Genomic DNA, 13,826 nt, shown 5'->3' on the forward strand with positions numbered 1-13,826 from the left:
CTGGTCATTGTCATGCCTGCCCCGCTTGCTACCATTGCGCCCGGCGCCGCCCCGGAATCGTTCGGCATTGCCTCGGTTACCGAAATCGTTGCCGAACTGCGCGCCGGCCGCATCGTCATCCTGGTCGATGAAGAAGACCGTGAGAACGAAGGCGACCTGGTCATGGCGGCCGAGTTCGTCACGCCCGAAGCCATCAACTTCATGGTCACCCATGGCCGTGGGCTGGTCTGCCTGACCCTTACCGAAGAACGCTGCCGCCAGCTCGACCTGCCGCTGATGGCCAGCCGCAACGGCACGCGCTACGGTACCAACTTCACGCAGTCCATCGAAGCCGCCGTGGGCGTCGAAACAGGCATCTCGGCGGCCGACCGCGCCCGAACCATCCAGGTGGCCGTGGCGCGCGACGCCAAGCCCAGCGACCTGGTCCAGCCGGGCCATATCTTCCCGGTGCGCGCGGTACCCGGGGGCGTGCTGGTGCGCGCCGGGCATACCGAAGCTGGGTGCGACCTCACCGCCATGGCCGGCCTCACGCCCGCCGCGGTGATCTGCGAAATTCTCAACCCCGACGGCACCATGGCGCGCCTGCCCGACCTGGTCGAGTTCGCGCGCCAGCACAATCTCAAGATCGGCACCATCGCCGATCTCATCCAGTACCGCAGCGAACATGAATCGGTGGTCAAGCGCGTGGGCGATCGCCTCATGCAGACCGCCTGGGGCGAATTTCGCGCGGTGGCCTACCAGGACACGGCCAATGGCTCGGCGCACCTGGCGCTGGTGCACGGCAACATCGACCCAGAACGCGAGACCCTGGTCCGCGTGCACGAACCCGCGTCCATTCTCGATGCGCTCGACGCCGGCGCCACCGCGCACAGCTGGGGCGTGGGCCGCGCCCTGCAGGCCATTGCGCAGTCGCCCGCCGGCGTGGTGGTGCTGATGAACTGCCAGGCTTCCACAGAACACCTGTTCGAACAGATCGCCGGCTGGGGCGGCGCCAACAGCCAGCCCGCCGCGCGCGACGGCGACCGCTTCGGGCTGCGCACCTACGGCATCGGCGCGCAGATCCTGCGCGACCTGAACGTCGGCCAGATGCGCTTGCTGGCCCGTCCCCGCAAAATGCCCAGCATGGCGGGCTTTTCGCTCACCATTACGGGTTACGATTGCGACCCTTCCACCCCCGCCACCTCCAAGGCCGAGTCATGAACCCTTATATCCTTACCCCCGACCTGAACGGCGAAGGGCTGCACATTGGCATCGTGCGGGCCCGCTTCAACGAAGAAATCGGCCAGGCAGAGCTCGACGCCTGCCTGCAGAAGCTTGCCGAGCTGGGCGTGGACGAACGCGACGTCATGGTGGCGACCGTACCCGGCGCGCTGGAACTCGGTGTCGCGCTGTCGCACATGGCCGAAACTTTCGAGTTCGACGCGCTGATCGCGCTTGGCGCGGTCATCCGCGGCGAAACCTATCACTTCGAGGTGGTCAGCAATGAAATGGCCAGCGCCATTTCGCGCATTTCGCTCGAAACCGGCATTCCCGTGGCCAACGGCGTGCTGACGGTCGATACCGACGAGCAGGCGCAGGCGCGCGCCGCAGGCAAGGGCAGCGATTGCGCCCTGGTGGCCGTGGAAATGGCCAACCTGGTGGCTGCGCTGGAACCCGAAGAAGACGACGAAGACGAGGACGAAGATTTTGACGACGAAGAAACCGATAGCCGCTGATAGCGCGGCGCAGGCGCGCGCCAACGCCCGCAGCGCCCGCCGCCGTGCCCGCGAATTCGCCCTGCAGGGCGTCTACGCGTGGCTGCTGCGCGGTGGCGAAGGCACCCAGGACGCCGGCGAGATCGACGCGCACCTGCGCGACGCCGAAGACTTTTCCGAGGCCGACGCCCAATGGTTCAAGACGCTGCTGCATGGCGTGCTGCGCGAGGCTCCCACGCTGCGCGAACGCTTCACGCCCTACATAGACCGTCCTCTGAACGAGCTGTCGCCAGTCGAGCATGGCATTCTGCTCATCGGCAGCTATGAGCTCGTGCATCACATCGAAGTGCCCTACAAGGTCGCCATCAACGAAGCGGTCGAACTGGCCAAATCGTTCGGCGGCACCGACGGGTTCAAATTCGTCAACGGCGTGCTCGACAAACTGGCCGCCGACGTACGCGCCACCGAGGTGCAGGCTGCCGCGTCGCAGCGTCGCTGAAGCGCGCCCGGCATGCGCCGGGCGCCGGCCTGGAGATCGTCTTGGCCTCTGAATTCGATCTGATCTCGCGGTTTTTCAAGCGGCCGGCGCCTGCAGGCCTGCTGGGCGTGGGCGATGACTGCGCCATGTTTCCCGTGCCGCCCGGCATGCATGTGGCGACCAGTACCGATCTGCTGATAGAAGGCCGGCACTTTTTTCCCGACGTCGATCCCCAGGCGCTGGGACACAAGGCCCTGGCCGTCAATCTTTCGGACCTCGCCGCCATGGGCGCCCGCCCGCTTGGCTGTGTGCTGGGTCTGGCGCTGCCGCGTGCCGACGAGGCATGGCTGGCGGCGTTTGCCCGCGGTTTCCACCAACTGGCCGACCTGCATGGCTGTCCGCTGATCGGCGGCGACACCACCCGCAGTGCCCAGGGCCTGGCCATCAGCGTCACCGTGTTCGGTGCAGTGGCGCCGAATCGCGCGCTGCGTCGTGACGCCGCGCGCCCGGGCGACCTGGTATGGGTCTCGGGCGAACTGGGGGCGGCCGATGTGGCATACCGCCTGATCGACGGGCAATTGCCTGTCGATGCCGCCCGGCTGGCAAGCGCCCGCCGCGCGCTCGAACTTCCGCAGCCGCGGGTCGCGCTGGGCTTGGCCCTGGCGGGCCTGGCCCGCGCCGCCATCGACGTATCCGACGGGCTGCTGCAGGACCTGGGCCACATTCTTGCCGCCAGCGGCGTCGGGGCGCGGCTGAACTACTCGGCCGTGCCCGCCGCAGCCGCCGTGCGGGGCTTGCCGCCCGACGTGGTGGCGCGGGCCCTCCTGGGGGGTGGCGACGCGTATGAGCTTTGCTTTACTTCGGCCGGCGCCGATCGCGATCGCGTGCTGGCTGCCGCCGCCCATGCCGGCGTGCCCGTCACCGCCATCGGCACGATCGAGCCGCAGCCCGGCCTGGTCGTGCTGGATGCCGAGGGCAAGCCGCTTTCCGAACTGCCTGGCGGGTTCGACCACTTTCCGGTTTCCTGATCCATGTCCGCATCCCCCGACTCTACGTCCATGCACAACCGCACCCGTGTCGCATACCCCGCGCCGCGCTGGGTGGCGGGCGACCCCGGGCGCCTCATTGCCTTCGGCCTGAGCAGTGGCTTGCTGCGCCCCGCATCGGGTACCTGGGGCACGCTGCTGGCATGGCTGATCTGGGTCGTGGCGGCGCCCGCGGCGTCCGACCTCGCGGTTGGCGTGTTCCTGGCGCTTGCGTTTGCGTATGGTTGCTGGGCTTGCCAGCGGGTCGCGCGGGAATTGCAGGTGGACGACCATGTAGGTATCGTCTGGGACGAAATGGTGGCGTTCTGGCTGGTGCTGTGGCTGACCCCCGCCACCTTTGTCGCGCAACTGTTGGCGTTCGGCCTGTTCCGCTTTTTCGATATTGCCAAGCCGCCGCCCATTAAGTATTTCGACGCCAGGATCAAGGGTGGTTTCGGCGTCATGTGGGACGACATCGTTGCCGCGGCATACACCTTGCTGATCGTCGCCATACTGGTACGCCTGGGAGCGCTCACATGACCTTGCAGCACAAGCCCGTTCCCGGCCTGGCGCCCGCCTCGCTGTCACAAGCGCAGGCCCTGGGGCTGGCCGAACGACTGGGCGCGGCGTTGCAGCGCCGCGGCATGGCGATGGGCACGGCCGAATCCTGCACCGGCGGCCTGCTGGCCGGCACCATCACTTCGGTGGCCGGATCCAGCGAATGGTTCGAGCGTGGCTACGTCACCTACAGCAATTCGGCCAAGATCGCCGATCTGCACGTGTCGGCCGACACGCTCGCTCGCTACGGCGCCGTCAGCGAAGAAACCGCTCTGGAAATGGCCAACGGCGTCTTGCTGGCCAGCGCCGACATTCAAATCGCGGCATCCACCACGGGCATCGCCGGCCCTGGCGGCGCCACGCCGGGCAAGCCGGTGGGCATGGTGTGTTTCGGCTTTGCCATACGCAACGGCGAGGGCATCACTACGCGCGCGGCCACCCAGGTTTTCGCCGGCGACCGCGCCCAGGTGCGCCAGGGTTCGGTGGTGTATGCGCTGCGGGGCTTGCTGGAACTGATCGGCGAGCCCGTCAATCGCGTCCGGCCCTAGGGTCGATCGCGCTGCGCGGCGGGCGCGGCGGGCCATGCAACCCAGGCGGGCTGGGCCGGCTTCATCGCACGGCGTTGATGGCGTTGCGCATCTCGCGCGCCGCGTCGGCGGCAGCCTGGCGCCAGTCGTCGCCGCCGCTGGCATACAGGATGGCGCGCGATGAGTTGATCATCATGCCTGCGCCGCTGGCGCTGCGGCCGGCGTTCACGGTGGCGGTCACGTCACCGCCCTGCGCACCGATACCGGGCACCAGCAGCGGCAGGGCATCGCCGACGCGCTGGCGCACGGCGGCCAACTCATTGGGAAACGTCGCGCCCACGACCAGGCCGCATTGTCCGTTGGTGTTCCATTTGTCGGCCACCAGGCCTGCCACGTGCAAATACAGCGGTTCGCCGCTCTCGAGCTGCAGAAACTGCAGGTCCGAGCCGCCGGGGTTCGACGTTCGGCACAACACAATCACGCCACGGTCTTTCCAGCCCAGGTAGGGTTCGATCGAGTCGAGCCCCATGTACGGGTTGACGGTCATGGCGTGCGCGCCGTAGCGCTCGTAGGCTTCGCGGGCGTAGTGCTCGGCGGTGGTGCCGATGTCGCCTCGCTTCGCATCCAGCACGATGGGCAACGCAGGGTGCGCGCTGCGTATGTGCGCGCAGAGCGCCTCGAGCTGGTCTTCGGCGCGATGCGCGGCGAAGTAGGCAATCTGGGGCTTGAAGCTGCAGGCATACGGCGCGGTTGCGTCGACTATGTCGCGGCAGAACTGGAAAATGGCGTCCGGCTTGCCGTCGAGTTCGCGCGGGAACCGCTGGGGGTCGGGATCCAGCCCGACTTGCAGCAGCGTGTTGCCCGAGGTCCAGGCGTGTTCGAGTTGTTGGATGAAGGTCATGGGTATCAGTGCAGTTTGACGCGCGGATGCGTGCGTCGCATCAGCAGGCGGGCCAGGGCCAGGGTGGCAGTGCGTCGCAAACCCAGCACCGTATTGTGGTGCATCAGGTGCAGGCTCATGTACATCAGTCGCGCCAGTGTACCGCTGACGAACAGGCCTCGGCCGGCGAGCTTGCCCATCAGGCTGCCCACACCCGCGTCCTGGCCCAGCGACACCAGCGAGCCGCGGTCGCGGTATTCATAGGGCGCCTGCGGCTCGCTCTTGCCGCGGATGCGCGCCGTGATCTTGCGGGCCAGGTAGCTCGCCTGCTGGTGGGCCGCCTGGGCGCGGGCCGGCACGGTCCCGCCATCGCCGCGGGGCACGGCGCAGCAGTCTCCCAGCGCCAGGATGTGCGGATCCGGCGATTCGAGCCGATTGTTCACGATCAGCTGTCCGCCGCGGTTGCACGGCATGCCCAGCGATTCGATCAGGGGCAGGCCCTTGATACCGGCCGCCCACATACACAGGCTGGCCGGGAACTCGCGGCCATCGGCGGTCTTGACGCTGTCATCCGTGACTTCGGCCACCCGGCAGTTCGTCTCGACCCGGATTCCGAGTTGAGTCAGGCGGGCCAGCGCAGCGGCCGAGATTTTCTCGGGCAGCGCGGCCAGGATGCGCGGCGCGCCTTCCACCAGCGTAATGGCCAGGTCGCGGTCGGCACGAAAATTCGGCAGACCATAGGCGGCCACGATGCCGCCGGCTTCATGGAGTTCGACGGCCAGTTCGACTCCGGTGGCGCCGCCTCCCACGATGACCAGATCCAGCCTGGCCGAGGGGTCGCGCACCTTGGCCTGGTCCACCCGCACCATCGCCTTGAGCATGGTCAGCCGGAATGCCTCGGCATTTTCAGTGTTGTCCAGGGTGACCGCGTACTGTTCGGCGCCCGGCGTATTGAAGAAGTTCGACACGCTGCCGACGGCCAGCACCAGCGTGTCATAGGGGAGTTCGCGCTCGGGCAGCACTACCTCGCCCTGCGGATCCTGCACCGCGTTGATGAGAATCTTGCGGCGGTCGCGGTCGACGGACTGCAGCTCGCCGAGGGCGAAGGAAAAACCGCACAGGTTGGCCAGCATGAGGTAGGACAGGCCTTCCTGGTAGATGTCCAGCGTGCCCGCCGCGGCTTCGTGCAGCGACGGCTTCCAGATATGGATGGGGCGGCTGTCGACCAGGGTGACGGCTTGCGGCCCGTGTCTGCGGCCGAGCTGCGCGGCCAGTTCCAGGCCGCCGGCGCCGCCGCCGACGATGACCACGCGATGTGTGGGTTCCGGCACGGGCCGGGTAGGGTCATTAGCCATGCAGGAAAGTATAAAAGGTGTCGCGGGCAGGGAAACGCCCCGGCGGCCCGATCACGCAAGCGGCGTGCCTGGTGGCGGCGGACGAGGCTCGCTAAAGCAGGAACCGGCTCACGCCCACGCCTACCCACACCGCGATGGTGAACATCAGCATCAGCATGACCGCCGCGCTGCCCAGGTCCTTGGCCCTTCCGAGCAGCGGATGGGTTTCAACCGAGAGCGCATCGGCCAGGGCCTCGACGGCCGAATTGAGCAATTCCACCACCAGCACCAGGATCACCGAGGCGATGAGGATGAAGACTTCGTCGGTGCTGCGCCCGAGAAAGAATGCCGCCGGGATCAGCAGGATGGCCAGCGCCAGCTCTTGCCGGAAGGCGGCTTCGTACTTGGTGGCGGCCCGCAGGCCCTGCCATGAATAGCGCAGCGCATTCAGGATGCGGCGCAGGCCGCCGGTGCTTTTGTAGGGCGAGGGGTGGGGCGTATGAGACATGTACTCGGTATCGGCATGTGGCGCGTCGTTTGTACCAGATTAGCGTTGCGCCCGGGGGGTGTCGACGGGAATCGGCGGTGGGCCCGCGCCTAGCGCAAACCCTAATTGTGCGGGCGCGGGTGTGGGGCGCACCATCTGGCAAACTGGTAAGGCCACTTTACCTCTTAGCCCATTTCATGCCCTTCCAACCCATCGAACCGCGCCGCCTGTACCGCCAGATTGCCGATCAGCTGCGCCTGCTGATACAGGCCGGCGAATTTCCCATCGGCGCCCGCCTGCCGCCCGAGCGCGACCTGGCCCTGAAGCTGGGCGTATCGCGGCCTTCGGTGCGCGAAGCCCTCATCGCACTCGAAGTGGAAGGCCTGGTCGAAGTGCGCATGGGCTCCGGCATTTACGTGCGCAGCCAGGATGGCTCGGACAGCGTGGTCGCCGAAAGCCCGCTGGAAACCATACGTGCCCGGCAACTGATCGAAGGCGAGCTGGCGGCGCAGGCTGCCGAACTGGCCCAGCCGGAACAGGTGGCGGGGCTGCGCGAAGCGCTCCAGGCCATGCGTGAAGAGGCCGGCGCCGGACAGGTGCCGATCCAGGGCGATCGCCTGTTTCATCTGCGCATCGCCGAAATCGTCAGCAACTCGGTGCTGGTGCGCGTGATCGGCGAATTGTTCGACGAGCGTCACAACCCGCTGTCGGTCAAATTGGGCGACTACTTCGAAAATCCGGCCAGCTGGCAGGCAGCCATTTCCGAGCATGGCCTGGTGATCGAAGCCATCGCCGCTGGCGACGCGCCGCGCGCGCGAGACGCCATGCGTCATCACCTGTCATGCTCGCACGACAGGCTGACGGCCAGCTGGACGCCTGCCGACCGGGTGCGGCCATGAGCCTTGCCTGCAGAATCCATGGGGCGCGAGACCTGCGCCTGGACATCGAGGCCGATGCCCCGCTGGCGCCGTGCGAGGTCGAATTGCAACTCGGTGCGGCCGGAATCTGCGGATCGGACCTGCACTATTTCCTGCATGGACGCGTGGGCGACTTCGTCATCCGCGAGCCGCTGATTCCCGGCCACGAGGCCTCGGGCGTGGTCCGCCGCGTGGGCAGTGCGGTGGCGAGCCTGCGGCCCGGAATGAAAGTGGCCATCAATCCGTCGCATGCATGCCGCCATTGCGACTACTGCCGCGCCGGCCGCGAGAATCTTTGCAGCAACATGCGCTTTCTGGGCAGTGCGAGCGTGTACCCGCATGTCCAGGGCATGTTCCGCGAGCGCTTCATCATGCACGAGCGCCAGCTGACCGCCGTGCATGAAGACATCTCGCTGGGCGAACTGGCCTGCGCAGAACCCTTGTCCATTGGCTTGCATGCGGTGAACCGCGGTGGGCCTCTGGTGGGCAAGACCGTTTTGATCACCGGAGGCGGCACCATCGGCTGCATGACGGTGCTGGCGGCCAGGCTGGCGGGCGCCGTGCGCATCGTGGTGGCCGACATCGCCGACCGTCCGCTCTCAATGGCGCGCCAGATGGGCGCCGACGCGGTGCTGCGCTCAGACCAGGCCACGCCGGGCGAGCTGGCCGACCTGGCCGATGTGGCGTTCGAAGCCGCCGGCAGCCTGGACGCGCTGATTACCTGCCTGCTGGCTACCCGCCGCGGCGGCCGCATCATACAGGTAGGCACCTTGCCCGCCGGGGCCGTCGCCTTTCCCGCCAACGGGATCATGGCCCGTGAACTCGAATATGTGGGCGCGTTCCGCGCGGGCATTGAATTTGACTGGGCCGTCTCGTTCCTGCGCACCCGGCGCGTGGATGTGAGGCCGCTGATGAGCGCGCAACTGCCTCTGCAGCGCGCGGCCGAGGCCTTCGAACTGGCCGCCGACCGCACCCGCAGTACCAAGGTGCAGCTTGTATGTGAATCCTGACCACCAAGGGCAGCGGCATTCATAACAATCACGCCGCCACCTGCTCAACCTCACCAGAGGAGACGACGATGAAGCAAGGAAATGCCGTCAAGACGCTACTGGCCGCCGCCACCCTGGCGGCGGCGGCCAGCACGCAGGCACAGACCACGCTGAAGTGGGCGCACGTGTATGAAACATCCGAGCCTTTTCACACCAGCTCGGTATGGGCAGCCCAGGAAATCGAGAAGCGTACCAACGGGCGCTACCATATCGACGTGTATCCGGCCTCGCAGCTGGGCAAGGAAAACGACATCAACCAGGGCCTGACCCTGGGCACCGTCGATATGATCATCTCGGGCTCGAGCTTCGCGGCCAAGAGTTTCCCGCGCATCGGCGTCACGTATTACCCCTACACCTTCCGCAGTCCGGAACACTTGCTGGCTTATACCAAGAGCGATATCTACAAGACGCTCACGCAGGGCTACCAGGAAAAGAGCGGCAATCACATCGTGGCCACCACTTACTACGGTACGCGCCACACCACGTCGAACCGCGCCTTCACGCAGTGCCAGGAAATGCAGGGGCTGAAGATGCGCGTGCCCGATGTGCCGGCGTACCTGGCGATGCCACGCGCCTGCGGGGCGAACACTTCTCCCATTGCTTTTGCCGAGGTTTACCTGGCCTTGCAGAACGGCACGGTGGAAGCGCAGGAGAACCCCTTGACCACCATCGAGGCCAAGAAGTTCTTCGAGGTACAGAAGAACGTCGTGCTCACCGGACACATCGTCGATCACCTGAATACCGTCATCTCGGGGAAATTGTGGAAGGCGCTGTCTGAAGAAGACCGCAAGATCTTTGCCGAAGTGGCCCAGCAAGCGGCCGCCACCGCCTCCGTGGAGGTGGCCAGGCGCGAGAAAGAATTGGTTGAAGTGTTCCGCAAGAAGGGCCTGAACGTCGCCGAGGTGGACACCGGCGCCTACCGTGACATCGTGCTGAAGAAGGTGCCCTTCGAGCAGTACGGGTACCGCAAGGCCGACTGGGACGCGATCCAGGCCATCCAGTAAACCTGCCGGCGGGGCCGCCACGCGGCCCGGCTGTCCGCAACCGACAGGGGAAGCGTATGCAAGCGCATAGCGGGGCCGGCGCGCCGGCCATGAGCGATTATCGGTCCGAGCGCGGCGGCGACGCGCCGCACGGCCCTGGCGGACCGCAGCAATCGTCGGTCGAATCCATTGTCCACAGCTTTGAAGAGGCCGACCAGCAACAGCGCGTGGACCTGTCGGGCTATGCGTTCGAGGACTGGTTCTGCCTGGCTCTCTTCTGGATCATGGGCGCGCTGGTGTTCCTGCAGTTCTTCACCCGTTACGTGCTGAACGACTCGTACGCCTGGACCGAAGAGCTGGCGGTATACGCGCTGATAGGCGTGGTCTTCGTGGGCTCGGCCATGTGCGTGCGGATCTGCCGGCACATACAGGTCGATTTCCTGTACCGCTATCTGCCTCGGCGAGTGGCGCGCGTCCTGGCCACCCTGATCGACGTGCTGCGCACCATGTTCTTCGCTTACGCCGTGTGGCTGGTGTACCGCTATATCGAGCTGGTGGGTGTCGAGCCCATGACCACCATCATGTGGGACAAGGGTTATGTGTACTGGCTGGCGCTGGCCGGCTTCGTGATGATGTGCGTGCGCTCGGTGCAGGTCAGCCTGCAGAACTGGAGGCAGGGCTATTCATCGCTGGAAAACCCCGGCGCCTACCAGAGCCTGGACTGAGGCCTTGGCGCCCAAGGAGACCACATGGGAATTCTGATCGGAACCTTCCTGCTGCTGATGATCTTCGGCGTCCCGGTGGCCATCGCCATGGCGGGCGCCTCGCTGCTGTTCGTGCTGTGGTCGGGCGGCGTTCCCGACGTGGTGATCGCGCAACGCATGATTGCCGGCGTCGAATCGTTTCCGCTGCTGGCCGTGCCGTTCTTCATACTGGCCGGCAATCTGATGAACATCGCGGGCATCACCGGGCGCATCTATAACTTCGCCGTGGCTCTGGTGGGCTGGATGCGCGGCGGATTGGGGCAGGTCAATATTGTCGGTTCGGTGGTGTTCGCTGGCATGTCGGGTACCGCCATCGCCGACGCCGCGGGCCTGGGCACCATCGAGATCAAAGCCATGAAAGACCATGGCTACAACACCGAGTTCGCCGTGGGCGTCACCGCCGCATCGGCCACGCTGGGGCCGATTCTGCCGCCGTCGCTGCCCTTCGTCATCTACGGCATGATGGCCAACGTGTCCATTGGATCGCTGTTCCTGGCAGGCGTGGTGCCGGGCATTGCGCTGACCCTGCTGATGATGTTCACGGTGGCGTACTTCGCACGCAAGAACAATTGGGGCGGCGATGTGCCGTTCAACTGGAAGCGCCTGGCAGCCGCATCGCTCGAGGTGGCGGTGGTGCTGGCATTCCCCCTGAGCATCTGGGTCATGACCCAGTTCGGCGTATCGTCAAATGTGGCCACGCTGCTGGCGTTTGCAACGCTGCTGGCGGCCGACTGGTATTTTGATTTCTCGGCGGTCATGGCGCTGATGGCGCCGGTAATCCTGATCGGCGGAATGACGATGGGCTGGTTCACGCCTACCGAAGCGGCGGTGGCGGCGGTGATCTGGGCGCTGTTCCTGGGGCTGGTGCGTTATCGGTCGATGAATCTGCGCACGCTTGCCAAGGCCACCTTCGACACCATCGAGACGACGGCGTCCGTGCTGTTCATCGTCACGGCTGCATCGGTATTCGCGTGGCTGCTCACGACGACGCAGGCGGCCCAGACGCTCACCGACGCCATTCTGGCCGTCACGCAGAACAAATGGGTATTTCTGCTGTTGGCCAATCTGCTGATCCTGGTGGTGGGCTGCTTCATCGACACCATCGCGGCCATCACCATTCTGGTGCCCATCCTGCTGCCGCTGGTGCTGAAGCTGGGCATAGACCCGATCCACTTCGGGCTGGTGATGACGCTGAACCTGATGATCGGTCTGTTGCACCCGCCATTGGGCATGGTGCTGTTCGTACTTGCGCGGGTATCGAAGCTGTCGGTCGAACGCACCACCATGGCGATCCTGCCGTGGCTGGTGCCCCTGTTCGTGGCACTGATTGTGATCACCTATGTTCCCAGCGTCAGCATGTGGCTGCCCGATCTGGTCAATGGGCGCTGAGCGGACTTGCGCGCGCGGCCCGCAGGGGCCGGCGTCTTATGGAGGGCAGGGCATGGCGGGCAGACTGGAAGGCAAGACGGCATTCGTTACCGCGGCCGGGCAGGGCATCGGACGGGCGACGGCGCTGGCATACGCCCGCGAAGGCGCGCGCGTGCTGGCCGCCGACCTCGATCCGCGAGGCCTGGATGAACTGCAGGGTTGCACTCCCGTCGTCCTGGACGTGACGGACGCGCACGCCGTGGCGCGCGCCGCCGCGGATGCCGGCGAGGTGGACGTGCTGTTCAACGGCGTCGGCTTCGTGCACGCCGGCACCATACTCGATTGCGATGAAGCCGCCTGGGACTTCTCGTTCGAATTGAATGTCCGGGCCATGTATCGGCTGATCCGCGCCTTCCTGCCTGGCATGATCGAGCGACGCCGCGGTTCCATCGTCAACATGGCTTCGGTGGCCTCCAGCGTGAAGGCCGCGCCCAACCGCTTCGTGTATGGCACAACCAAGGCCGCGGTCATCGGACTGACCAAGTCGGTGGCGGCCGATTTCATCGCGTACGGCATACGTTGCAACGCGATCTGCCCGGGCACCGTCGAATCACCCTCGCTGCGCCAGCGCATTGCCGCGCAGGCCAGCGCCAGCGGTCTGTCGGAACAGGAAGTCGAGGCCGCCTTCGTGGCGCGCCAGCCCATGGGGCGGATCGGCCGCAGCGAAGAAGTCGCGGCCCTGGCACTATATCTGGCCAGCGACGAATCGGCCTTTACCACCGGCACGGCGCAGATCATCGACGGCGGGTGGTGCAATTGATCCGGCTGAACCCCTTCCGCCACTTTCGTTTACCCATGATTGAAGGACACCGTATTCCATGAAGCTGTTGCGCCATGGCGCCAAAGGCGCCGAAAAGCCCGCCCTGGTCGATGCCCAGGGCCAGATCCGCGACCTCTCGGGCGAGATCGACGACATTACGGCCGACATGCTCGCGGGCCCCATCATGCAGCGGTTGCAGGGCATCGATCCGGCGACCCTGCCCGTCGTGCAGCAGCCGGGCCGCCTGGCGCCGCCCTGGACCGGCATGGGAAAGTTCGTTTGCATCGGTCTCAACTACGCCGACCATGCGGCCGAATCGGGCCTGCCGGTTCCGCAGGAGCCCGTCATTTTCATGAAGACCACCAGCGCCGTCATCGGCTGCAACGACCCGGTGGTGCTGCCGCGCGATTCCGTCAAGACCGACTGGGAAGTCGAGTTGGGCGTGGTCATCGGTCGGCGCGCCCGCTATGTTCCGCAAGACCAGGCGCTGGACTACGTGGCCGGCTACTGCGTCGTCAACGACCTGTCCGAGCGTGAATACCAGCTCGAGCGCGGCGGCACCTGGGACAAGGGCAAGGGCTGCGACACCTTCGGCCCGGTCGGCCCGTGGCTGGTCACGCCCGATGAGATTCCGGACCCCCAGGCGCTGGAGCTCTGGCTGGATCTCAACGGCCGCCGCATGCAGATCGGCAGTACGCGCACCATGGTGTTCGGCGTAGCCGAACTGGTCAGTTATGTCAGCCGCTTCATGACCCTGAACCCTGGCGACCTGATCAGCACCGGCACGCCGCCCGGCGTCGGCATGGGGCAGAAGCCGCAAGCGGTCTACCTCAAGCCGGGCGACACCATGCGGCTGGGCATCGCGGGGCTGGGCGAACAGCAGCAGCGCGTGCACGCCTGGAACCCCGAACTCATCGACGGCTAGGGCAGCCTTCCACCAGG

16 protein-coding genes are annotated in these 13,826 nt (G+C 66.1%); 13 read left to right on the plus strand and 3 right to left on the minus strand.

Annotated features, from left to right (window positions below):
• Positions 1 to 12: 12 nt before the first annotated feature.
• The 6 genes from ribBA to ACV17W_RS17990 are packed head-to-tail and all read left to right on the plus strand — an operon-like array spanning position 13 to position 4,303.
• A complete protein-coding gene (ribBA, locus tag ACV17W_RS17965; RefSeq protein ID WP_462593713.1) occupies positions 13 to 1,200 on the plus strand; it encodes a bifunctional 3,4-dihydroxy-2-butanone-4-phosphate synthase/GTP cyclohydrolase II in 1,188 nt (395 codons plus the stop codon).
• Positions 1,197 to 1,715 carry a 6,7-dimethyl-8-ribityllumazine synthase gene (ribH, locus tag ACV17W_RS17970; RefSeq protein WP_462593714.1) on the plus strand — a complete coding sequence of 173 codons (519 nt, stop codon included), beginning with the start codon at positions 1,197 to 1,199 and terminating at the stop codon, positions 1,713 to 1,715. The genes ribBA and ribH overlap by 4 nt, the downstream gene beginning before the upstream one ends.
• The gene (gene nusB / locus ACV17W_RS17975) at positions 1,687 to 2,193 is read left to right on the plus strand and encodes a transcription antitermination factor NusB (protein ID WP_462593715.1); all 507 of its coding nucleotides are present in this window, start codon (positions 1,687 to 1,689) and stop codon (positions 2,191 to 2,193) included. Before ribH ends, nusB begins: the two co-directional genes overlap by 29 nt.
• A 41-nt stretch (positions 2,194 to 2,234) precedes the next feature.
• A complete protein-coding gene (gene thiL, locus ACV17W_RS17980; protein ID WP_462593716.1) occupies positions 2,235 to 3,200 on the plus strand; it encodes a thiamine-phosphate kinase in 966 nt (321 codons plus the stop codon).
• A 30-nt stretch (positions 3,201 to 3,230) separates the two neighbouring features.
• Complete coding sequence (locus ACV17W_RS17985) at positions 3,231 to 3,737, plus strand: phosphatidylglycerophosphatase A family protein (RefSeq protein ID WP_462596581.1); 507 nt, start codon at positions 3,231 to 3,233, stop codon at positions 3,735 to 3,737.
• Positions 3,734 to 4,303 (plus strand): CinA family protein, encoded by a 570-nt coding sequence (locus tag ACV17W_RS17990; RefSeq protein WP_462593717.1) that lies wholly within the window; start codon positions 3,734 to 3,736, stop codon positions 4,301 to 4,303. The genes ACV17W_RS17985 and ACV17W_RS17990 overlap by 4 nt, the downstream gene beginning before the upstream one ends.
• A 61-nt stretch (positions 4,304 to 4,364) precedes the next feature.
• Here ACV17W_RS17990 and pyrF read toward each other — a convergent pair whose 3' ends face one another.
• From pyrF to ACV17W_RS18005, 3 genes are all read right to left on the minus strand, one after another.
• Positions 4,365 to 5,183, minus strand: coding sequence for an orotidine-5'-phosphate decarboxylase (pyrF, locus tag ACV17W_RS17995; RefSeq protein ID WP_462593718.1), 819 nt, complete (start codon positions 5,181 to 5,183; stop codon positions 4,365 to 4,367).
• A 5-nt stretch (positions 5,184 to 5,188) separates the two neighbouring features.
• Entirely contained in the window at positions 5,189 to 6,517 is a 1,329-nt protein-coding gene (locus ACV17W_RS18000) for an NAD(P)/FAD-dependent oxidoreductase (protein WP_462593719.1), read from the minus strand.
• Between the two features lie 91 nt (positions 6,518 to 6,608).
• Positions 6,609 to 7,004, minus strand: a complete 396-nt coding sequence (locus ACV17W_RS18005) for a diacylglycerol kinase (protein WP_462593720.1) — start codon at positions 7,002 to 7,004, stop codon at positions 6,609 to 6,611.
• A 176-nt stretch (positions 7,005 to 7,180) separates the two neighbouring features.
• Between ACV17W_RS18005 and ACV17W_RS18010 the strand changes: the two genes are divergently transcribed.
• From ACV17W_RS18010 to ACV17W_RS18040, 7 genes are all read left to right on the plus strand, one after another.
• Complete coding sequence (locus ACV17W_RS18010) at positions 7,181 to 7,882, plus strand: FadR/GntR family transcriptional regulator (RefSeq protein WP_462593721.1); 702 nt, start codon at positions 7,181 to 7,183, stop codon at positions 7,880 to 7,882.
• Positions 7,825 to 8,910, plus strand: coding sequence for an L-idonate 5-dehydrogenase (locus ACV17W_RS18015; RefSeq protein ID WP_462593722.1), 1,086 nt, complete (start codon positions 7,825 to 7,827; stop codon positions 8,908 to 8,910). Before ACV17W_RS18010 ends, ACV17W_RS18015 begins: the two co-directional genes overlap by 58 nt.
• 68 nt (positions 8,911 to 8,978) lie before the next feature.
• Positions 8,979 to 9,953, plus strand: a complete 975-nt coding sequence (locus ACV17W_RS18020; RefSeq protein ID WP_462593723.1) for a sialic acid TRAP transporter substrate-binding protein SiaP — start codon at positions 8,979 to 8,981, stop codon at positions 9,951 to 9,953.
• A 56-nt stretch (positions 9,954 to 10,009) separates the two neighbouring features.
• Complete coding sequence (locus ACV17W_RS18025; protein ID WP_462593724.1) at positions 10,010 to 10,657, plus strand: TRAP transporter small permease; 648 nt, start codon at positions 10,010 to 10,012, stop codon at positions 10,655 to 10,657.
• A 24-nt stretch (positions 10,658 to 10,681) separates the two neighbouring features.
• The gene (locus tag ACV17W_RS18030; RefSeq protein WP_462593725.1) at positions 10,682 to 12,085 is read left to right on the plus strand and encodes a TRAP transporter large permease; all 1,404 of its coding nucleotides are present in this window, start codon (positions 10,682 to 10,684) and stop codon (positions 12,083 to 12,085) included.
• A gap of 52 nt (positions 12,086 to 12,137) precedes the next feature.
• Positions 12,138 to 12,884: an SDR family oxidoreductase gene (locus ACV17W_RS18035; RefSeq protein ID WP_462593726.1), complete on the plus strand. Its 747-nt coding sequence runs from the start codon at positions 12,138 to 12,140 to the stop codon at positions 12,882 to 12,884.
• A gap of 58 nt (positions 12,885 to 12,942) precedes the next feature.
• Positions 12,943 to 13,809 carry a fumarylacetoacetate hydrolase family protein gene (locus ACV17W_RS18040; RefSeq protein WP_462593727.1) on the plus strand — a complete coding sequence of 289 codons (867 nt, stop codon included), beginning with the start codon at positions 12,943 to 12,945 and terminating at the stop codon, positions 13,807 to 13,809.
• Positions 13,810 to 13,826 lie beyond the last annotated feature (17 nt).

It is taken from the genome of Bordetella sp. MIP270_01_BMS (assembly GCF_054958705.1).